This is a genomic window from Mycolicibacterium sp. CBM1, assembly GCF_054073305.1.
In genome coordinates this window covers 48,064-65,818 of record NZ_JBSXPP010000006.1, presented here as the reverse complement: position 1 = coordinate 65,818, position 17,755 = coordinate 48,064, and the positions used below count along the sequence as shown (strand labels likewise).

Genomic DNA, 17,755 nt, shown 5'->3' with positions numbered 1-17,755 from the left:
TCGTGACCTTCAGCCTGCGTGATGTGGCGGTACCTGTTCTCGGTGCTCCAATGGCAGGCGGTCCGAGTACTCCGGCCCTGGCCGCTGCGGTGTCCGCCGCGGGCGGTCTCGGATTTTTGCCGGCCGGTTATCTGAGCGCGGAGAAATTCGCCGACGCCATCCTTGCCGCGCGGTCGGGGACCAGCGCGCCGATCGGGGTGAACCTGTTCGTGCCGCAACCGTCGGCGGCGACCCCGGCCGCCCTGGAGCGGTACCGCGAGCAGCTGGCGCCGCTGACGCAGCACTATGGCGCCGATCCCGGAACGCCGCGCCCCGACGACGACGGGTGGCAGGCCAAACTCGACGTGGTCGCCGATCTGGCACCGGAGGTGGCGTCGTTTACCTTCGGCTGCCCCGCCCCAGACGTGCTGAGCAGCTTGCGTGGTCGCGGTGTATCGACCGCGGTGACGGTGACAAGCCCGGCGGAGGCCGACATTGCGGTGGCCGCCGGCACGGACATGCTGGTGGTGCAGGGGCCGCAGGCGGGTTGGCACCGCGGCACGTTCGACCCGCGCCATCGGTCTCCCGAACTGCCGCTGGCCGAGTTGCTTGCTGCTGTCGTCTCGGCGCACGACGTGCCTGTGATCGCCGCGGGCGGGCTGTCCACGGCCGCCGACGTGCGCGGTGCGCTGGATGCGGGCGCGGTCGCCGCGCAGGCCGGCACCGCGTTCCTGCTGTGCGACGAGGCGGGAACCAACGCCACCCACCGCCGGGCCCTGACCGACAAGCAGTTCACCGAAACGATTGTGACGTGCGCCTTTTCCGGCCGTTATGCCCGCGGCCTGGCCAACGACTTCACTGCGCGCTACGACCGGGTGGCCCCGCTGGGCTATCCGGAGGTCAACCAGCTGACCGGGCCGATCCGCGCTGCTGCCGTGGCAGCCGGTGACCCGCACGGCACCAATCTGTGGGCCGGCACGTCCTGGCGCTCCATCAGCGGCGGCAGTGCCGCCGACATCGTGGCCGCGTTGAGCGGAGAGCTGGCATGAGCCTGTCCCGCCGCGGTGTTCTGGTCGGCGCGGTGGCGCTGGGCGCGCTGGCCGCCTGCGGCCACCCGACTGCCCCGGCGCATCCGACGTTGAGCGACCCTGCCGAACCAATGCCGCCACTCGCGGACCGCATCGCCGCGTTGGAGAAGCGCCATAATGCCTTCGTCGGGTTGTACGGGCGCAACCTCGACTCGAATGTTGCTGTGGCGCATCGGGACAACGATCCGTTCGCCATGTGCTCCACGTTCAAGGCCTACTTGGCGGCGTGTGTGCTGCAGAAGGATCAGATGGGACAGGTGCGGATCTCCGATCCGGTGACGGTCGATCCGGCCGACCTGGTGGCCAATTCGCCGCGCACCGAACCCAACGCCGGCGCGACGATGCCGATGTCGGATCTGTGTGCGGCCGCGCTGCAGGTGAGCGACAACACCGCCGCCAACTTGTTGTTGCGGATTATCGGTGGACCGCCGGCGATCACCGCGTTCGCCCGGTCGATCGGCGACGACCGCAGCCGGCTGGATCGCTGGGAAACCGCGCTGAACTCCGCACTGCCCGCTGATCCGCGCGACACCAGCACCCCGCGCGCACTGGGCGGGGGAGTGCTGCGGGTGCTCGCCGGCGACGTGCTCGACGAGCCGCATCGCACCCAACTGCTGGATTGGATGCGCGCCAACACCACCTCGAGTATGCGAGCGGGCCTGCCGGCGGGGTGGACAACCGCGGACAAGACTGGCTCCGGCGGCTACGCCAGCACCAACGACGTCGGAATTGCCTTCGGGCCTAACGGAGAAAGCGTGCTGCTGGCGATCATGACCCGCACGCAGTCGAATGACGCGAACGCGCCGGCGCTGCGGCAGCTCGTCGCGGAGGTGACGGCTGCGGCGATGCCGTCGCTGCACGGTCAGGACTAGGCGCCCAGGATGCAGGCGACCGACGCGTGCCCGTGCGGATCCGGCGAACTGTTCGGCCGGTGCTGTCTGGCGTTGCATCGTGGCGAGCGGCAGGCCGCGACCGCTGAGGAGTTGATGCGGTCTCGCTACAGCGCGTATGCGGTCGGCGACGCCGACTACATCTGGCGGACTTGGCATCCGAGCACCCGGCCCGCCGCGTCCCCGCCGGACGGTGAGCTGAGCTGGACCGGACTCGACGTCGTCGACGTCGTTCACGGCGGTGTGGGCGATGAGACCGGCGAAGTCGAATTCCGGGCCCACTTCCGCGACGGTCGGCAGAGCGGCGCGCTGCATGAGAGGTCCCGCTTCGCCGTGCGAGCTCGGCGCTGGTTCTACGTCGACGGAGAGCTGTTCGACTGACCGCGATGAGTTTCGGTCAGCGCTCGGGTCAGTACGGGGGACGGCGTGAACCCAGCGAAAGGACCATCGTGAGTGACTACACCGCCCCGATCGGGGCGCCCATCTGGTTCGACCTGATGAGCAGTGACCCCGCCCGCGCCGCGGAGTTCTATCACCAGATCTTCGGCTGGCAGCTCGAGGGTCCGCCGCAACCGCAGTTCGGCGGCTATCAGAACTTCACACTGCACGGCAAGCGGGTGGCGGGGCTCTCGCCGCGCATGGCCGAGGCCGGCCCGGCCGATATCTGGGGCGTCTACCTGCATACCGCCGACGGCACCGCCACCGTTGCCGCTGCGGAGGCGGCCGGCGCGACGGTCATGGTTCCGCCGATGCCGGTCGGTGATCTGGGCTCGATGATGGTCGTCGTCGACCCGGCGGGCGCCGTCATCGGCTTCTGGCAGCCAGGCGGCCATCACGGATTCACCGAGTGGGGCGTGCACGGGGCGCCGTACTGGTTCGAATGCCAGAGCAAGGACTACGACGCCTCCCTGGCGTTCTACCGCACCGCACTCGGCGCACGCATCGAGGAGATCGGCACCGGCGGTGACCCCGATGCGGTCGGGCCCGACCGCTACGGTCAGGTCTTCGCCGGTGAGAGCGCGTACTCGGGAATCATGGACGCGGCCAGCCTGATGCCCGCCGAGGTGCCGTCGTTCTGGCAGGTGTACGTCACCGTCGACGACGTGGCCGCCACGGTGAAGCAGACCGAAGAACTCGGCGGGCAGTTGCTGATGCCCGTCGAGGACACGCCGTACGGCACGCTGGCGGCGATCAAGGACCCACTCGGCGCGCTGATTTGCCTGGGTCATCCGCCGGCCGGCATGGCCTGAGCCGCATACCTGAACCGCTACGCCAACGAACCGGGACGCTCGAGGAGCTGTCCCGGTCCGCTGTGTGCGGGTGAGCCGTTGGCTCACCAAGGATTTCAGGTCACCGGCGTTGTCAGGGGAGCAGGCCCGCCGGATCGGTGAACGGCAGGTCGAGGTCGTGGGCGACTTCGGCGTTGAGCAACTGCCCTTCGTGGGTCGACAGGCCCTTCGCCAGCGCCGGGTCCGCCGCGCAGGCGTTCTGCCAGCCTTTGTCGGCGAGCTTGAGGACGTAGGGCATGGTCGCGTTGGTCAGTGCGTAGGTCGAAGTGCGCGGGACGGCGCCCGGCATGTTGGCCACGCAGTAGAAGACCGCGTCGTGGACCTTGAAGGTTGGGTCGTCGTGCGTGGTGGGCTTGGAGTCCTCGAAGCAGCCGCCCTGGTCGATGGCGATGTCCACCAGGACCGCGCCCGGCCGCATCTGGGCGACCGTCTCGTTGGTGACCAGCTTGGGTGCCTTGGCGCCCGGGACCAGCACGGCGCCGATGACCAGATCGGCCTGCTTGACGGCGTCCTCCAGATCCAGGCGCGAGGAGTAGCGGGTCTCGATGGCACCGCCGTACTCGGCGTCGATCTTGCGCAGCGTGTTGACGTTGAGGTCGAACACGGTGACGTGCGCGCCCATGCCCCACGCGACGGCGGCGGCGTTGTCGCCGGCCATGCCGCCGCCGATCACGACGACGCGGGCCGGGGCGACGCCGGGGACGCCGCCCATCAGCACGCCGCGACCACCTTGGGTGCGCATCAGGTGGTAGGCACCGACCTGAGCGGACAACCGGCCGGCGACCTCACTCATCGGGGCCAGCAGCGGCAGCGCGCCATCTGCGGTCTGCACCGTTTCGTAGGCGATCGAGGTGGTTCCGGACGCCAGCAGCGCGTCGGTGCAGGGCCTGGAGGCGGCGAGGTGCAGATAGGTGAACAGCGTCTGGCCCTTGCGCATCCGGCTGTACTCGGCCTCGATGGGCTCTTTGACCTTGAGCAGCAGGTCGGCCTCGGCCCACACCTGGTCGGCACCGTTGACGATCTGCGCTCCGGCGGCCTTGAAGTCGGCGTCCTGCAGGGCCGACCCTTCGCCGGCGCCGGCCTGGACCAGCACCTCGTGGCCGTGGCGGACAAGTTCGGACACGCCGGCCGGGGTGATGGCGACGCGGTACTCGTTGTTCTTGATCTCGGTCGGGATGCCGACGCGCATGATCGCTCCTTGTTCGGGAAGTGGCTTACAAGAATTGTGAAGAACTTTCGAAGGGTAGGCAATCGGGACGACAAAGATTCACTAGGATGTCACTATGGTCGAAGAATCAACGAACAGTGTGGCGCGTTCCGGGGCTGGGTCGAAGGATGTTCGGGCCGCTGAGCTCGACGTCGTGGACCGGCGCATCCTGGCGGCGCTGCACGCCGACGCGCGGATCTCCAACAGTGCGCTGGCCGACGCGGTCGGAATCGCGCCGTCGACCTGTCATGGGCGGGTGCGGCGGCTGCAGGACCTCGGAGTGATCCGTGGTTTCTATACCGACATCGATCCGGACGCCATCGGGTTGTCGCTTCAGGCGATGATCTCGGTGCGCCTGCAGTCCAATGCCCGCGGCAAGATCCGTGACTTCATTCAGCAGATCCGGCGCAAGCCGCAGGTCATGGACGTCTACTTCCTGGCCGGCGCCGACGACTTCATCATTCACGTGGCCGCCCGCGACACCGACGATCTGCGCGCATTCGTGGTGGAGAACCTCAATGCCGACGCCGACGTGGCAGGCACCCAGACCTCGCTCATCTTCGAGCACCTGCGCGGCGCTGCCCCGCTGTAGCGCCGCACTCGCCGCCGTATGGCCGGGCTTTCATGCGGTTTCGCTGCCCAGTATCCGTTCGGGATGGTGAAAATCGTTGACTCCTGCCATGATCGGTAACTGCGGTGGTGGGATCCACTCGGTGTCGCCGTTGGGCAGTTTGCGGGTCGTCCAGCCCTGGTCGAGCAATTTGTGGTCCGCGGGACAGGCCATGGTGAGCTTGTCGATGTTGGTGTGTCCGCCGGTGGCCCATTCGTCGACATGGTGGACTTCGGATCGGTAACCGGGGGCGTCGCAGCCGGGCCGCGTGCAGCCACGTTCCTTGCTATGCAGGATGATTCGCTGATCGGCCGACGCGACGCGTTTGGTCCGGCCCAGCCACAGTGCGCGGCCGTTCACTCCGTCGAACAGCGCGAGGTAGTGGTAGGCGTGGGTGGCCATGCGGATGACGTCCGGGATCGGAACCAGGGTGCCGGCGGCGGTGACGGCTTGTCCGGTTCGGTTCTGGATGTCTTGAAGGTTGGCCGAGACGATCACGGTGACTGGTAAGCCGTTGTGCTGGCCGAGTTTCGGGTCGCCGAGCTGTCCACGAACCAGGGCGGTGAGGGCGTCGTGCTGACGCTGGGCGTAGCTGCGCCGATCGCGTTCGGCAACTTCCTCGGACGGGGTGAGGGTCGGGCTTTGGTCGGCGGGGTTGCACACGCCGGGTGCGGCGAATTTGGCGAACCAGGCGTCGAGCATGGCGCGCAGTTCCGGGTCGGCGATCAGCCTGCCCACACTCATGCCGTCGGGGCGTTGGCCGCCGCACCAGAGGAACCCCCGCTGCCGGGCGCGGTCTTCGTCGGAGAATTTTCCGTCGGGGTTCAGCAGCAGGGAGAGTTGGTGGGCGACCTTGGCCAGCTGATCGGGGCGCAGCGTCACCGCGTGTTCGGCCAGTGATTTCTCGGCTTTCTCGATCTCTGCCGCCGGCACATGGTCGGGCAGGTCTCGGAAGAACCGCTGGATGACCTGAAGGTGCTCGGCGTCGAGTAGCCCGTCACGCCAGGCCCTGGATGTCCCGGGCAGCGGCGGCGGCAGCGGTTCGCCGGTCAGCGTCGTCCGCTGCTTGAGTTGTTCGGCGTCACGCAGGCGGCGGCGGGCCTCGGCGCGGCTGATCCGTAACACGTCAGCCAGGGTGATCGGAACCGGCGGGCAGCCCGGCACATGCTCGAGCCGGGCGGTGTGGTCACCGCTGATCGCGTTCTGCCGGCGTCGCGCGGTCTCCAGCCGGGCGACGACCCGGTAGCGTTCCGCCGCGTCCACGCTCTCGAGGTCGATCGCCGCCAGCGCGTCCACTGCAACCTCAAGGGAATCCAGCGCCACGTGTATCGAACTGGTGTTCGAACTCATATTTGGCACAGTACCCCGGCCCGCCGACAGGGAATGGGCGCGAGAACCGGGTTGTGGATCAACGCGGAACTGTGGAAAACGTTCTGCCACAGCGATCTGGCCAGCCGATAGCCGCGCCGCAGTTGCTTCGTCGGGCGGACCTCGCCTGAACCCGGTGGCGGGCGGAGTCGTTCCCGCCGGTGGTCTTGGGGCTCGACGCCGCCACCGCGGGCCGTTTCGACGCGGCCTTGGCGCGCACCGGCGACCGCACCGCCAAGGCCTTCGCGCTCGGGGTGACCGCCGGCGTGACCGCACCCGTCGGCGGTGTCGGATCGGGGATGTCGACGGGCCGGTGGTAGGCCTTCTCGATCACCGGCCGTAGCGCGTTGTCCAACGCGGGGGCCAGCGGGCCGGCCCATGCCACCAGCGGCAGCGTCTTGGTGGGCACCCACGCGTAGGTGACATTGCCCGGCTGGCCGTCGACCTCGGGGGTGTAGTGGACGTTGGCGGGATCATTGAGGTCGACCTGCCGGTAGTTGCTGTGCACGCTGAACATTCCGGCCACCGCGTTGGCGACGGCGAGCAGGTTGCGTGGATCGTCGGGCCAGTCGGCCCAGCCGTCGTACTGCCGGATGACTTCGGTGCCCGGGTAGGCGGTGTCCGCCGGCAGCCAGTCGGGTGCGGCCGCGGATTTCGGCCGTTTGCCGCCGTAGCGGTTCTCCGGATTGCCGATGGATACCCACGAGACGCGGGCCGGGTCGGGAGCGGTGGCCGGGTCGGCGGCCCACCGGCGCAGGTCCTCGTAGATCACCTGCCCGCCCTGGCTGTACCGAACAGCACGATCTGCTCGTCGCCGGGCAGGGCGAAGTAGTGCACCGGCCGGCAGTGGTTGGGCGTCCTGCACAGGTTGCCCCGCAACTGGGTCGGTGTGAAGTGCAGAACGTGCTGCATTCCGACGAATCCGCCTTCGAGCGTGAGGACGGTTGCAGCGCTGCTGGACGGTGCCGTCGCGATCATCGCGGCGCTCAATGCGGCCAGTCCGACCTGTTGGAACATCCCCCGACCTCCCTCGGCGAGCCTAACGCTGGGGGGTTCCGATTAGGCTGCCTGCATGCGAGTTGGGGTCCTGGGAGCCAGAGGCAAGGTCGGAACCACCATGTGTGCGGCGGTGCGCGAGGCCGCCGACCTGACGTTGAGCGCGGAGGTCGACGCCGGTGACGAGCTGTCGCTGCTCACCGGCAGCGACACCGAGGTGGTCATCGACTTCACCCACCCCGACGTCGTCATGGAAAACCTGAAGTTCCTCATCGCCAACGGGATCCACGCCGTCGTCGGCACCACCGGCTTCACCGACGAGCGTCTCGACCAGGTCCGCGCCTGGATCGCAGACAGACCCGGCAGCAGTGTGTTGATCGCTCCGAATTTCGCCATCGGCGCGGTGCTCTCCATGCACTTCGCCCAGAAGGCCGCCCCGTACTTCGAGTCGGTGGAGGTCATCGAACTACACCATCCGCACAAGGCCGACGCCCCCTCGGGTACCGCGACCCGCACCGCCCGGCTGATCGCCGAGGCGCGAAAAGATCTGCCGCCCAACCCCGATGCCACCAGCACGGGCCTGCCGGGCGCCCGCGGAGCCGACGTCGACGGCATCCCCGTGCACTCGGTTCGGCTCACCGGCCTGGTCGCTCACCAGGAGGTGCTCTTCGGCACTCTCGGGGAGACGCTGACCATCCGGCACGACAGCCTCGACCGCACGTCGTTCGTGCCCGGCGTCCTGTTGGCCGTGCGCAGGGTCGCCGAGCGACCCGGGCTGACCATCGGAATCGAACCGCTGCTCGACCTGTGAACCGGGCGGTGCGCATCCAGCTGCTGATCGGGGTCATGTGTGTGGCCCTGCTGGTGTACTTCGTGCTGCTGGGTCGCACCGCCGTCGCGCTGATCGCCACGGGCACACCTGCGGCGATCGCCCTCGGCCTCGGCGTGTTGCTGCTGCCGATCGTCGGGCTGTGGGCGATGGTCGCCACCCTGCGGGCCGGGTTCGCTCACCAGCGGCTTGCCGCACTGGCCAAGGAAGACGGCATGGAGCTCGACGTGAGCGATCTGCCGCGCACCCCGGCCGGCCGCATCCAGCGCGACGCCGCCGACGCACTGTTCGACACCGTGCGCCGCGAACTGGAGGCCGACCCGGACAACTGGCAGCGGTGGTACCGGCTGGCGCGGGCCTACGACTACGCCGGCGACCGCGGCCGCGCTAGGGAGACCATGCGCAAAGCTGTTGAGCTGCATGCGGATACACGCCAGTGAAACGCCTGCTGATCGTCCACCACACTCCGTCGCCGGCCTGCCAGGAGATGTTCGAGGCAGTGCTGGCCGGCGCGACCGATCCCGAGATCGATGGCGTCGAGGTGGTGCGTCGCCCGGCGCTGACCCTGGCCCCGGCCGACGTGCTCGACGCCGACGGCTACCTGCTGGGCACCCCGGCGAACCTCGGTTACATGAGCGGCGCGCTCAAGCATGCGTTCGACGTCTGCTACTACCCGTGCCTGGACGCGACACGGGGGCGGCCGTTCGGCCTCTACGTTCATGGCAACGAGGGAACCGAGGGAGCCATCCGCGGCGTGGACGCCATCACCACCGGGCTGGGGTGGATTCGAGCAGCCGAGACCGTCGTCGTCTCCGGCAGGCCCGCCAAGGCCGACATCGAGGCCTGCTGGGAACTGGGTGCGACGGTGGCCGCGGTCCTGATGGAGTAGTCGGCCTCCGCCGGCAGGCCCGCGCACTACCCTCCTGGGAAGAGGAGCTGGAGGAGCCATGGTGGGAATTGCTGACATCGCGTTGGGGGCCGCCCCGATCGCGGGTGGTGCGCTGTTGGGCATCGCCGCCGGCACCATGAAGGGCCCGGACATCCGCGGCATGATCAAGTCCGACCTCGAGCTGTTGGACAAGCTGCCGCCCGAGGACGTCGAGCTGCGGGCCGCGCTCAAGGCCAGCATCGACCGGCGCATCCAGGATGTGATCGTCAGCACCGAGAAGAGCCGCGAGCTGCTCGATGTCGCCGCCAGCTACAAGGGCAACTGGCGCGACATCGTCCTGTTCATCTGCGCGGTGCTATTCACGGTGGTCTGGTGGAACATCCCGCACAGCCGGACCAACTGGTTGCCCACGTTCATCTTCCTGATCCTGCTGTCGATCGTGGTGTTCTTGTACGCCACCCGCGGTGTGATCCGTGGCCTGCGCAACGTCAGCAAGAAGAACTCATCTCGGTAGGTGCACTCCGAAGAAGGTTGTCATCGCCGCCCAGTGCCGCTCCGCGGCGGCTTCGTCATAGGGGCCGTTGTCCGGCACAGCGAAGCCGTGGGCCGCCGGATACCACTCGATGGTGTGCTCGACGCCGGCCTCGGTGAGCGCCTTGTCCAGCGTCTGAGCCTGTTCGGCGGTGAAGGAGGCGTCGTCCTGGGCGCCGCCGACGTAGACCGCCGCTTGGATCTGGCCGGCCAGCAGATGCGGGCTGTCGGCGTCCTCGGTGGCCAGCCCACCGCCGTGGAAGGACATCGCGGCGGACACCCGCTCCGGCACCCGCCCGGCCACCACCAGCGACGTCCGCCCGCCCATGCAGTAACCGGTGGTGCCGAACGTCTGCCCGCTGACCTCCGGCCGGGCCGCCAGGTAGTCGAAGAACGCCCGGGCGTCGGTCTCCATCGCGTCCGGTGTGACGCTTTGGATCATGCCGAACAGCCGCTGGCGTTCGGCCTGGTCGCTGAACGCCGTCGCCATCGAGAACGGTTCCCAGTCACCGCTGCGGTAGTACACGTCGGGGACGAGCACGACGTAGCCGAGACCCGACAGGCGCACCGCCATGTCGACGGCAACCGGCCGGGTGCCGCCGGCGTCGGGATACATGACCACCGCGGGCCAGGGGCCCTCGCCGGCCGGGATGGCCAGGGTGACGGGGCAGTGTCCGTCGGCGGTGATGACGGTGTCGGTGATGGTCGGCATGGCTTCGTTTCTACCCGTGCGCTCGGACGTAAGCTGAGCGGCGTGCCGATCGCCACGCCATACGAGGACCTGCTTCGACTCGTGCTCGCAGAGGGAACACCGAAATCCGATCGCACCGGCACCGGCACCCGCAGCTTGTTCGGCCACCAGCTGCGCTATGACCTGTCCGTCGGCTTTCCGCTGATCACCACCAAGAAGGTGCACCTGAAGGCGGTGATCTACGAGCTGCTGTGGTTCCTGCGCGGCGAGTCCAATGTCGAGTGGCTGCGCCAGCACGGCGTCACGATCTGGGACGAATGGGCCTCTGAGACAGGCGATCTCGGGCCAGTCTACGGAGTGCAATGGCGCTCCTGGCCCACTCCGTCCGGTGAGCACATCGACCAGATCAGCAACGCGCTGCACCTATTGCGCACCGACCCGGACAGTCGCCGCATCATCGTCTCGGCGTGGAACGTCGGCGAGATCCCGCAGATGGCCCTGGCGCCGTGCCATGCGCTGTTCCAGTTCTACGTCGCCGACGGCAAGCTGAGCTGCCAGCTCTATCAGCGCAGCGCCGACCTGTTCCTGGGCGTGCCGTTCAACATCGCCAGCTACGCACTGCTCACCCACATGATGGCCGCTCAGGCCGGCCTGGCGGTGGGGGAGTTCGTCTGGACCGGCGGTGACTGCCACATCTACGACAACCACGTCGAGCAGGTCACCGAGCAGCTCGGCCGCGATCCCCGTCCCTATCCGGAACTCGTTCTGGCCCAGCGGGATTCGATCTTCGACTACACCTATGACGACATCGAGATCCGCAACTACGACCCGCACCCGGCGATCAAGGCTCCGGTCGCTGTATGACAGTTGGTCTGATCTGGGCGCAGTCGACGTCCGGGGTGATCGGCCGCGACGGCGGCATCCCGTGGCACCTGCCCGAAGACCTCGCCCGCTTCAAGGACATCACCATGGGCCACACCGTGGTGATGGGCCGGCGCACCTGGGAGTCGCTGCCGGTCAAGGTCCGCCCGCTGCCGGGACGCAGAAATGTCGTGCTGACCCGGCAAGCTGACTACATGGCTGATGGCGCGACGGTGGTGGGCGACCTCGAGGACGCCCTGACCGACCAGGACACCTGGGTGATCGGCGGCTCGGAGATCTATCACCTGGCACTGCCACGGGCCGCTCGCTGCGAGGTGACCGAGGTCGAGATCGATCTACGGCTGGAAGACGACGACGCGCTGGCCCCGATGCTCGACGAATCCTGGGTCGGCACGTCCACCCCGTGGCGGGACAGTAGGTCCGGGTTGCGTTACCGGTTCCACAGCTACCTGCGGGCATGACCCGGCTTACCGCCGACCAGGCCCGCCGGATCGCGATCACCGCCCAGGGCCTGACCGAACCCAAGCCGCGCGGGCCCGTCACCCGCGCCCATGTGCGCCGGCTGATCTCGCGCATCCAGGTGTTGCAACTGGACTCGGTGTCAGTGGCGGTGCGGGCGCACTACGCGCCGGTGTTCAGCCGGCTCGGGCCCTACGACCGCGAGGTCCTGGACAAGGCCGCGTGGAGCCACAGCGCCCGCTCGCCGCGCCTGCTCGTCGAGTACTGGGCGCACGAGGCGGCGCTGATGGCCGTCGAGGACTGGCCGCTGCTGCGCTGGCGCATGCGCGAGTACACCCACGGCCGCTGGGGCACCGAGATCGTCAAGAAGAACCCGCGGCTGGCCGAGGACATCCTTGCCGCCGTCGCCGAACTCGGCCCGAGCACCGCCGGGCAGATCGAGGCCCATCTCAACAGCGAGCAGCGCGGCCGCAAGGGGCCGTGGTGGGACCGCAGCGATACCAAGTGGGTGGCCGAGGCGCTGTGGTCGTCGGGGGCGCTGACGACGGCGACGCGGGTCGGGTTCGCTCGGCACTACGACCTAAGTGAGAAGGTCTTACCGCCGCATGTGCTGGCCCGCGAGGTCGATGACGACGAGGCGGTGCGGGAGCTGATGCTGCGGGCCGCGGGTGCTCTGGGCGTGGCCACCGAGCCCGATCTGCGGGACTATTTCCGGCTGAGTCCGAAGCAGAGCAAGCCCGCGGTGGCCGCGTTGGTTGCCGAAGGACTTCTCGAGCAGGTCGAGGTCGACGGCTGGTCGGCCCCGGCCTACCTGGCGCCGGACGTGACGGTGCCCCGGGTGGACCGCGGGACGGCGCTGCTGTGCCCGTTCGACCCGCTGATCTTCTTCCGGCCGCGCGTGGAGCGGCTGTTCGACTTCCACTACCGCATCGAGATCTACGTTCCCGAGCGGCAACGAAAGTTCGGCTACTACGTGTGGCCCTTCCTGCTCGACGGGCGGCTGGTCGGCCGCGTCGACCTCAAGGCCGAACGCGCCCGCGGCGCCCTACATGTCGTCGGGGCCTTTGCCGAACCCGGCCAGGACCCTGCGCAGATCGCACCGCGGCTGGCCACCGAGCTCCACACGATGGCGTCCTGGCTGGGGCTCGGCGATGTCAGCGTGGGTGAGCGGGGCGATATGGCCGGGCCTTTGCGCGCCGCGCTGTAAGGGTCGGCGCGCCGACTGTGGGCCTTGGGCGCGCTTTTTGGTGATGTCGCGCGCGTAGCACCCACAGTCGGGCCGGAGGACCCCGGCGATGTCGCACCGCAGCACTCCATGCCTCCTCTGAACCGGACCCTCAACAGCGGGCCCGTTCAGTCACCACTCGCGGCCTGTCAGCTTTCGACGGGCACGTCCGCACGCTGCGAGCTCGCACCGACCCCGCGCACCCGGTTGACGATGAAGACCACCACGCCGATACCCAGCCACACCAGACCGCCGATCTTGGCCAGCGCGTCGGCGTTGACCAGCACGTATGCGATGATCACGAAGCCCAAGGCCGGCACCACCAGGTGCAGCAGGTAATTCGTGGACTTCTTGCGTCCCAGGTAATACCAGGCCACCGACACATGCAGCAGGCAGAAGCTGAACAGCGCGCCGAAGTTCACCAGTGACGAGATCAGCCCGATCTGGCCGACGAAGAACAGCACCAGCACGACGCTGAGCGCGCTGACCGTCAGGATCGCCGCCATCGGCACCTGCCGCGAGCTGACCTTGGACAGGTAGCTCGGCAGCTGGCGGTCGCGGCTCATCGAGTACAGCAGCCGGCTGGTGGCGGCCTGGGCGGCCATCGCGTTGGCGAACCCGACGGCCAGCACGTTGACCGCGAAGAAGGCGTTCATCCAGCCGGTGTTGGAGGCCGCCTTGACCAGCTCGAAGAAGGCGTTGCCGACCTCGTCGTCGCTGAAAGCCTCCCGGCCACCGGCCAGCAGGCTGGCCAGCCAGGTCTGCACGATGAACAGGAACGCCACGATGAACAGCGACCCGACCATCGCCTTGCCGGCCGGGTTCTTCTTGCCGGTGGATTCCTCTGCGAGGGTGGAAATTCCGTCGAAGCCGAGGAAGCTGAGCACCGCGATGGACAGCGCCGAGGCGATCAGCGGGGCGCTGACGGTCTCAGGATTCCAGATCGGCGTCGTGCTCCAGCCGACGTTGGGCAGCGTGCCGCCGCCGATGGCGGTGATCGCGATGTAGACGAAGATGACCACGAACACCAGCTCGACGGCCAGGAACGCGCGGTTGGCCATCTTCAGCGAGTCCACACCGAGCAGGTTGATGACGGTGTTGGCGAGCACGAACACGATCGCCCACAGCCAGCGCGGCGTGCCGGGGAACAGCCCGATCATCGACTCCGCGGCGAACACGTAGAGCAGGGTCGGCACCAGCAGGTAGTCGAGCAAGATCGCCCAGCCGGCGAAGAAGCCGACATTGGGATGGATGCCACGGCCCACAGATGCCACGGCCCACATACGAGAACACCGATCCGGCCAACGGGAACGACTTGGCCATCTGGGCGTAGGCCAGCGCGGTGAACACCATGGCGACCAGGCCGATGACGTAGACCAGCGGCACCATCCCCGCGGCGCTGTTGTAGACGGTGCCGAAGATCGCCCACGGCGCGATCGGCACCATGAACACCAGCCCGTAGACCAGCAGATCGACGGTGCCCACCGAGCGATGCAATTCCTGCTTGTAGCCGAATGATTCCAGCGTGCGCTGGGCCTCGGGCTCGGCGGGCCGTGCGGCGACGTCCATGGGAGTTCCTGTCGTTGAGGGGATCAGTGGTCCGCGTCGTGCGCGGCGAGGAACGCGGCGACGACGGCGCGGAACTCCTCGGGTTTCTCCAGGTGCGTGCAGTGGCTGGTGTCTGCGAAGACGTGGCTGACGGCTCCGGGGATCTGGTCGACGTAGGGCTGCCAGGTCGCCGGCGTCGCCTCGTCGAATTCGCCGGCGATCACCAACGTCGGGGCGGTGATCGACGGCAGCCGGTCGATGATGGTCCAGTTGCGCAGAGTGCCGACCACGTGGAACTCATTGGGGCCGTTCATGGTGTGGTAGACGGTGGGCTCGGCTTCCATCTGGGCGACGGTGTCGAGGAAGTCCTGCGGGGTGGGTTCGGTCCGGCACACGTGGCGGCGGTAGAACTCCTCGGCGGCGGCCAGGTATTCCGGGTCGGTGACGGTGTTGTCGGCCTCGTGGCGATCGAGGGTGGTCCGAACCTCTGCCGGGAGTTGCGCGCGCAGTTCGGCCGCGCCGGCCATCCACAGTTCCATCGACGCCGGCGAGTTGCAGATCGACAGCGAGACCAGCCCGGCGGGTTGCCGCACCGCGATCTCGGCGCCCAGCATGCCGCCCCAGGACTGGCCGAGCAGGTGGTAGCGCTCGATCCCCAGCGCGGAGCGCACGGTGTGGAACTCATCGACGAACAACGCCGGCGTCCAGAAGTCTGCGGGCGCATCGGGCAGGTGACTGCTTGCGCCGCAACCGATCTGGTCGTAGTGGATGACGGTTCGCCCGGTCTCGTCGGCCAGCGCGGCGATGTTGGCGACGTAGTTGTGTGCCATTCCGGGTCCGCCGTGCAGCACGAACAGCGATAGGGCGCCCTCGCGTGCCGTCTGCGGAGTCGTGATCTGTACCCAGGTCTGGTACTCGCCGAAGGGCACCAATTGTGTCTGGACTGCCATGTCGATCAGCATGAACCGGTAAAGGTCTCATGGCAAGACCATTGATGAGGAATTAACATCTCGGTGACGAAGGAGGACGCGGGCCATGGCGCATGACGGCACACCGGCTGGCCCGGGTCTGCTCGGGCAGCAGCTGGACTCGCCGTCCCGGGTGGACGAGATCACCGATCGGCTGGTCACCGCCATCGCCATCGGCGAGTACCTGCCCGGCGCGCGGCTGCCGGTCGAGCGCGAACTGGCGTCCTCACTGGGCGTGGGCCGGATGACGGTGCGTGCCGCGCTGGCCCGCCTGGTCGAGCGCGGACTGCTGGAGACCCGCCGGGGCCGCGGTGGCGGCTCCTACGTGTTGGACCAGTGGCCGGAGTCCTCGACCGACGCGGTAGGTCGGACGCTGAGCATGCGCCTGGGTGAGCTGCAGAACCGCTGCGACGCGGTGTGTCGGCTGCAGGGTGTCGTCGCCCGAGCGGCGGCCGAGTCACGCACCGAGGCCGACCTGGCACTGATGCGTTCCAGGCTCGACGCCTACCGCGAGGCGAGCACCGGGCTGCCGGCCCAGCAGGCCGACAGCCGGTTCCACCTGGCGATCATGGACGCCGCGCACAACGACGTCCTCAAGCAGCTGCTGCTCGACCTGAAGGCGACGGTCAGCATCGGTTCGCCCGCCCACCTATGGGGTGAGCCCACGACCATGCGCACCATGGAGGTCCGGGCGCTGCACGACCACGAGGAGATGCTCGCCGCGATCGCCGCCGGCCGCGGCGACGAGGCGGACGCGCTCGCCCGTGAGCACGGCACCATCGACTTCGACCTGATCACTACCGCGATGCGCCGCGCCGGCGTGCTGGCGGACTGATCAGCTCAGCGGAATAGCGTTGTCGCCCTTGCCTTCCTGATAGCGGCGCGACAGTGCGTCGTACCGCCGGCGGATATCGTCCTGCTGCTGGCGCAACCGGGTGCGCAGCGGCTCGTCCTCGGCCTCGGTGAGGTCGGCGATCGAGTGCGCGGTCCAGAACGCGTTGCTGCGCCGGTAGCCGCCAGGAGCCAGGCCGAACACCTCCTGCAGGATCTTCAGATCGTGCGGGATGGCGAAGCTGTCCCGCGAATCCTCGTGGCTGAAGAAGTAGTAGAAGTTGTCGAACCCCGCCCAGGTGATCGCCGACATGCACATGGTGCACGGCTCGTGGGTGCTCAAGAACACCAACTCGGTCGTCGGCGGTCGCCCCGCCAGCTCGTAGAACCGCTTGAGCGTGTGGATCTCCCCGTGCCACAACGGATTCTCGAGCTCGCCGTTGGTCTCGGCCACCACTACCGACAGGTCCGACTTGCGCAGGACCGCCGCGCCGAACACCTTGTTGCCCGCGGCCACCCCGCGTTCGGTCAAGGGCAGGATGTCGGCGTCGATCACCTCCAGCAGGCGCGGCGCGATCGTCGAGGACATGGCCCAGGCTAACGCCGATCGGCAGCCCCGCGCGCGGCGAGGCTCAGCCCGCCGGCGTCGCCGCAGGATCGGCACCACGTGGTCGACGAACGGCTCCAGCCCCGACGGGAACACGTCCGGCATTAGGTTGAACCCGTCGACCGCCCCCGCGACGAACCACTCCTCGATCGCGTCGGCGATCTGCTCCGGGCCGCCCACCACCAGCCGACGCCGGGTGATGACCCGGTCCAGACCGACAGCTGTCCGGCCAGATGCGCCAGCCGGCCAGTTCGTTGAGTTCGTCGTTGCGCCTCGGCCTCGGTGCTGCCCAACGCGAATGACAACCCGGGCATGTCGCACCGTCCGGGATTTGCTGTGGTGTGCGGTGTTTGTCCGACCAGATGCCGAAGACCCAGTCGAAGAACGGCCCGGTTGCCGCCTGCTCCTGGAAGCTGGGGTTGGCGTCGAGCACCTGCTGCAACCAATGCCGATGCTGGAAAATGGTGCCGGCATAGCGGCGGTCGCCGAGCCCGACGGCACCCACCTTGACGTTGTAGTCCGGTGCCACGTTGGCGGCGATGTACTCGATGATCGCTTTCTCGGCCGGGCTGGAGTCCAGATAGACGACGTCGAGGGTCGCGCCGGCGGTCTCGTTGGCCGACGTGGTGCTGTGACCGCGCTGCACCACGAAATAGGATGTTGCGCCGGCGATCACAACGAAGGCGCCCACGATGTAGGGCCACCGACGGCGTTTGGCGAGGGTGAAACCGTGCGGCTCGGCCGCAAGCGACTCGTCGATACCCATAGTGCGACAACGGTGCCGGACTCCGCGCGCCCGGCCCAGGGTTGCGATCACCGCAATCGACTCACCGTGAGCACAACGCTGTCCGGGCTTCCCGGCGGCTGA

The 17,755-nt window shown here is 68.2% G+C and carries 22 protein-coding genes and 1 pseudogene; 14 read left to right on the top strand and 9 right to left on the bottom strand.

Features of this window, described 5'->3' with window-relative positions:
- Positions 1-2 precede the first annotated feature (2 nt).
- The 4 genes from ACXDF8_RS10195 (at position 3) to ACXDF8_RS10180 (ending at position 3,207) form a co-directional block, all read left to right on the top strand.
- Complete coding sequence (locus tag ACXDF8_RS10195) at positions 3-1,028, top strand: nitronate monooxygenase (RefSeq protein WP_457223133.1); 1,026 nt, start codon at positions 3-5, stop codon at positions 1,026-1,028.
- Positions 1,025-1,939 carry a class A beta-lactamase gene (bla, locus tag ACXDF8_RS10190; protein WP_457223132.1) on the top strand — a complete coding sequence of 305 codons (915 nt, stop codon included), beginning with the start codon at positions 1,025-1,027 and terminating at the stop codon, positions 1,937-1,939. Before ACXDF8_RS10195 ends, bla begins: the two co-directional genes overlap by 4 nt.
- Positions 1,940-1,948: 9 nt before the next feature.
- A complete protein-coding gene (locus tag ACXDF8_RS10185) occupies positions 1,949-2,338 on the top strand; it encodes a YchJ family protein (protein ID WP_457223131.1) in 390 nt (129 codons plus the stop codon).
- Between the two features lie 68 nt (positions 2,339-2,406).
- Positions 2,407-3,207 (top strand): VOC family protein, encoded by an 801-nt coding sequence (locus ACXDF8_RS10180; protein WP_457223130.1) that lies wholly within the window; start codon positions 2,407-2,409, stop codon positions 3,205-3,207.
- Positions 3,208-3,319: 112 nt separating this feature from the next.
- On the opposite strand, the gene ald is transcribed toward ACXDF8_RS10180, so the two are convergent.
- Positions 3,320-4,435 (bottom strand): alanine dehydrogenase, encoded by a 1,116-nt coding sequence (ald, locus tag ACXDF8_RS10175; RefSeq protein WP_457223129.1) that lies wholly within the window; start codon positions 4,433-4,435, stop codon positions 3,320-3,322.
- Between the two features lie 94 nt (positions 4,436-4,529).
- On the opposite strand from ald, the gene aldR reads away from it, so the two are divergent.
- Complete coding sequence (gene aldR / locus ACXDF8_RS10170) at positions 4,530-5,045, top strand: HTH-type transcriptional regulator AldR (RefSeq protein WP_457223128.1); 516 nt, start codon at positions 4,530-4,532, stop codon at positions 5,043-5,045.
- A gap of 30 nt (positions 5,046-5,075) precedes the next feature.
- Here the strand turns inward: aldR and ACXDF8_RS10165 are convergent, their stop codons facing one another.
- Genes ACXDF8_RS10165 through ACXDF8_RS10155 form a run of 3 tightly spaced genes read right to left on the bottom strand, consistent with a single transcriptional unit; the run spans position 5,076 to position 7,448 of the window.
- Positions 5,076-6,413, bottom strand: a complete 1,338-nt coding sequence (locus ACXDF8_RS10165) for an HNH endonuclease signature motif containing protein (RefSeq protein WP_457223127.1) — start codon at positions 6,411-6,413, stop codon at positions 5,076-5,078.
- Between the two features lie 58 nt (positions 6,414-6,471).
- Complete coding sequence (locus ACXDF8_RS10160; RefSeq protein ID WP_457223126.1) at positions 6,472-7,203, bottom strand: PE-PPE domain-containing protein; 732 nt, start codon at positions 7,201-7,203, stop codon at positions 6,472-6,474.
- Positions 7,200-7,448, bottom strand: coding sequence for a hypothetical protein (locus tag ACXDF8_RS10155; protein ID WP_457223125.1), 249 nt, complete (start codon positions 7,446-7,448; stop codon positions 7,200-7,202). Before ACXDF8_RS10155 ends, ACXDF8_RS10160 begins: the two co-directional genes overlap by 4 nt.
- A 55-nt stretch (positions 7,449-7,503) precedes the next feature.
- On the opposite strand from ACXDF8_RS10155, the gene dapB reads away from it, so the two are divergent.
- Genes dapB through ACXDF8_RS10135 form a run of 4 tightly spaced genes read left to right on the top strand, consistent with a single transcriptional unit; the run spans position 7,504 to position 9,659 of the window.
- Entirely contained in the window at positions 7,504-8,238 is a 735-nt protein-coding gene (dapB, locus tag ACXDF8_RS10150; RefSeq protein WP_457223124.1) for a 4-hydroxy-tetrahydrodipicolinate reductase, read from the top strand.
- A gap of 35 nt (positions 8,239-8,273) precedes the next feature.
- The gene (locus ACXDF8_RS10145) at positions 8,274-8,696 is read left to right on the top strand and encodes a tetratricopeptide repeat protein (RefSeq protein WP_457223361.1); all 423 of its coding nucleotides are present in this window, start codon (positions 8,274-8,276) and stop codon (positions 8,694-8,696) included.
- Positions 8,693-9,145 carry a flavodoxin family protein gene (locus ACXDF8_RS10140; protein ID WP_457223123.1) on the top strand — a complete coding sequence of 151 codons (453 nt, stop codon included), beginning with the start codon at positions 8,693-8,695 and terminating at the stop codon, positions 9,143-9,145. Before ACXDF8_RS10145 ends, ACXDF8_RS10140 begins: the two co-directional genes overlap by 4 nt.
- A gap of 58 nt (positions 9,146-9,203) precedes the next feature.
- A complete protein-coding gene (locus ACXDF8_RS10135; protein WP_457223122.1) occupies positions 9,204-9,659 on the top strand; it encodes a hypothetical protein in 456 nt (151 codons plus the stop codon).
- Here the strand turns inward: ACXDF8_RS10135 and ACXDF8_RS10130 are convergent.
- The gene (locus ACXDF8_RS10130; RefSeq protein ID WP_457223121.1) at positions 9,648-10,388 is read right to left on the bottom strand and encodes a dienelactone hydrolase family protein; all 741 of its coding nucleotides are present in this window, start codon (positions 10,386-10,388) and stop codon (positions 9,648-9,650) included. The genes ACXDF8_RS10135 and ACXDF8_RS10130 overlap by 12 nt on opposite strands.
- 42 nt (positions 10,389-10,430) lie before the next feature.
- Here ACXDF8_RS10130 and ACXDF8_RS10125 point away from each other — a divergent pair, with 42 nt between their 5' ends.
- Genes ACXDF8_RS10125 through ACXDF8_RS10115 form a run of 3 tightly spaced genes read left to right on the top strand, consistent with a single transcriptional unit; the run spans position 10,431 to position 12,915 of the window.
- Positions 10,431-11,231, top strand: a complete 801-nt coding sequence (locus ACXDF8_RS10125) for a thymidylate synthase (protein WP_457223120.1) — start codon at positions 10,431-10,433, stop codon at positions 11,229-11,231.
- A complete protein-coding gene (locus ACXDF8_RS10120; RefSeq protein WP_457223119.1) occupies positions 11,228-11,710 on the top strand; it encodes a dihydrofolate reductase in 483 nt (160 codons plus the stop codon). The genes ACXDF8_RS10125 and ACXDF8_RS10120 overlap by 4 nt, the downstream gene beginning before the upstream one ends.
- Positions 11,707-12,915 carry a winged helix-turn-helix domain-containing protein gene (locus tag ACXDF8_RS10115; protein WP_457223118.1) on the top strand — a complete coding sequence of 403 codons (1,209 nt, stop codon included), beginning with the start codon at positions 11,707-11,709 and terminating at the stop codon, positions 12,913-12,915. Before ACXDF8_RS10120 ends, ACXDF8_RS10115 begins: the two co-directional genes overlap by 4 nt.
- 167 nt (positions 12,916-13,082) lie before the next feature.
- On the opposite strand, the gene ACXDF8_RS10110 is transcribed toward ACXDF8_RS10115, so the two are convergent.
- Together ACXDF8_RS10110 and ACXDF8_RS10105 are read right to left on the bottom strand one after the other, a co-directional pair.
- Positions 13,083-14,216: an APC family permease gene (locus ACXDF8_RS10110; RefSeq protein WP_457223117.1), complete on the bottom strand. Its 1,134-nt coding sequence runs from the start codon at positions 14,214-14,216 to the stop codon at positions 13,083-13,085.
- 309 nt (positions 14,217-14,525) lie between these two features.
- Positions 14,526-15,431, bottom strand: coding sequence for a proline iminopeptidase-family hydrolase (locus tag ACXDF8_RS10105; RefSeq protein WP_457223116.1), 906 nt, complete (start codon positions 15,429-15,431; stop codon positions 14,526-14,528).
- Positions 15,432-15,516: 85 nt separating this feature from the next.
- Between ACXDF8_RS10105 and ACXDF8_RS10100 the strand changes: the two genes are divergently transcribed.
- On the top strand, positions 15,517-16,284 hold the full coding sequence (locus ACXDF8_RS10100) for a FadR/GntR family transcriptional regulator (RefSeq protein ID WP_457223115.1): 768 nt from the start codon (positions 15,517-15,519) through the stop codon (positions 16,282-16,284).
- On the opposite strand, the gene ACXDF8_RS10095 is transcribed toward ACXDF8_RS10100, so the two are convergent.
- Entirely contained in the window at positions 16,285-16,869 is a 585-nt protein-coding gene (locus tag ACXDF8_RS10095) for a deaminase (protein ID WP_457223360.1), read from the bottom strand.
- Positions 16,870-16,923: 54 nt separating this feature from the next.
- Positions 16,924-17,076, bottom strand: a pseudogene (locus ACXDF8_RS10090) (LLM class flavin-dependent oxidoreductase); the annotation flags it as partial.
- A 256-nt stretch (positions 17,077-17,332) separates the two neighbouring features.
- Here ACXDF8_RS10090 and ACXDF8_RS10085 point away from each other — a divergent pair.
- Positions 17,333-17,755, top strand: coding sequence for a hypothetical protein (locus ACXDF8_RS10085; protein ID WP_457223114.1), 423 nt, complete (start codon positions 17,333-17,335; stop codon positions 17,753-17,755).

What these genes read in the sequence shown, in the direction of transcription:
- ACXDF8_RS10085 (WP_457223114.1), top strand. Translation starts at nt 17,333, where the DNA reads ATGCCGATGCTGGAAAATGGTGCCGGCATAGCGGCGGTCGCCGAGCCC.
- ACXDF8_RS10105 (WP_457223116.1), bottom strand. Translation starts at nt 15,431, where the DNA reads ATGGCAGTCCAGACACAATTGGTGCCCTTCGGCGAGTACCAGACCTGG.
- ald (WP_457223129.1), bottom strand. Translation starts at nt 4,435, where the DNA reads ATGCGCGTCGGCATCCCGACCGAGATCAAGAACAACGAGTACCGCGTC.
- ACXDF8_RS10120 (WP_457223119.1), top strand. Translation starts at nt 11,228, where the DNA reads ATGACAGTTGGTCTGATCTGGGCGCAGTCGACGTCCGGGGTGATCGGC.
- ACXDF8_RS10155 (WP_457223125.1), bottom strand. Translation starts at nt 7,448, where the DNA reads ATGTTCCAACAGGTCGGACTGGCCGCATTGAGCGCCGCGATGATCGCG.
- ACXDF8_RS10185 (WP_457223131.1), top strand. Translation starts at nt 1,949, where the DNA reads ATGCAGGCGACCGACGCGTGCCCGTGCGGATCCGGCGAACTGTTCGGC.
- aldR (WP_457223128.1), top strand. Translation starts at nt 4,530, where the DNA reads ATGGTCGAAGAATCAACGAACAGTGTGGCGCGTTCCGGGGCTGGGTCG.
- ACXDF8_RS10135 (WP_457223122.1), top strand. Translation starts at nt 9,204, where the DNA reads ATGGTGGGAATTGCTGACATCGCGTTGGGGGCCGCCCCGATCGCGGGT.
- ACXDF8_RS10145 (WP_457223361.1), top strand. Translation starts at nt 8,274, where the DNA reads ATGTGTGTGGCCCTGCTGGTGTACTTCGTGCTGCTGGGTCGCACCGCC.
- ACXDF8_RS10130 (WP_457223121.1), bottom strand. Translation starts at nt 10,388, where the DNA reads ATGCCGACCATCACCGACACCGTCATCACCGCCGACGGACACTGCCCC.
- dapB (WP_457223124.1), top strand. Translation starts at nt 7,504, where the DNA reads ATGCGAGTTGGGGTCCTGGGAGCCAGAGGCAAGGTCGGAACCACCATG.
- ACXDF8_RS10095 (WP_457223360.1), bottom strand. Translation starts at nt 16,869, where the DNA reads ATGTCCTCGACGATCGCGCCGCGCCTGCTGGAGGTGATCGACGCCGAC.
- ACXDF8_RS10100 (WP_457223115.1), top strand. Translation starts at nt 15,517, where the DNA reads ATGGCGCATGACGGCACACCGGCTGGCCCGGGTCTGCTCGGGCAGCAG.
- bla (WP_457223132.1), top strand. Translation starts at nt 1,025, where the DNA reads ATGAGCCTGTCCCGCCGCGGTGTTCTGGTCGGCGCGGTGGCGCTGGGC.
- ACXDF8_RS10165 (WP_457223127.1), bottom strand. Translation starts at nt 6,413, where the DNA reads ATGAGTTCGAACACCAGTTCGATACACGTGGCGCTGGATTCCCTTGAG.
- ACXDF8_RS10110 (WP_457223117.1), bottom strand. Translation starts at nt 14,216, where the DNA reads ATGTGGGCCGTGGCATCTGTGGGCCGTGGCATCCATCCCAATGTCGGC.
- ACXDF8_RS10115 (WP_457223118.1), top strand. Translation starts at nt 11,707, where the DNA reads ATGACCCGGCTTACCGCCGACCAGGCCCGCCGGATCGCGATCACCGCC.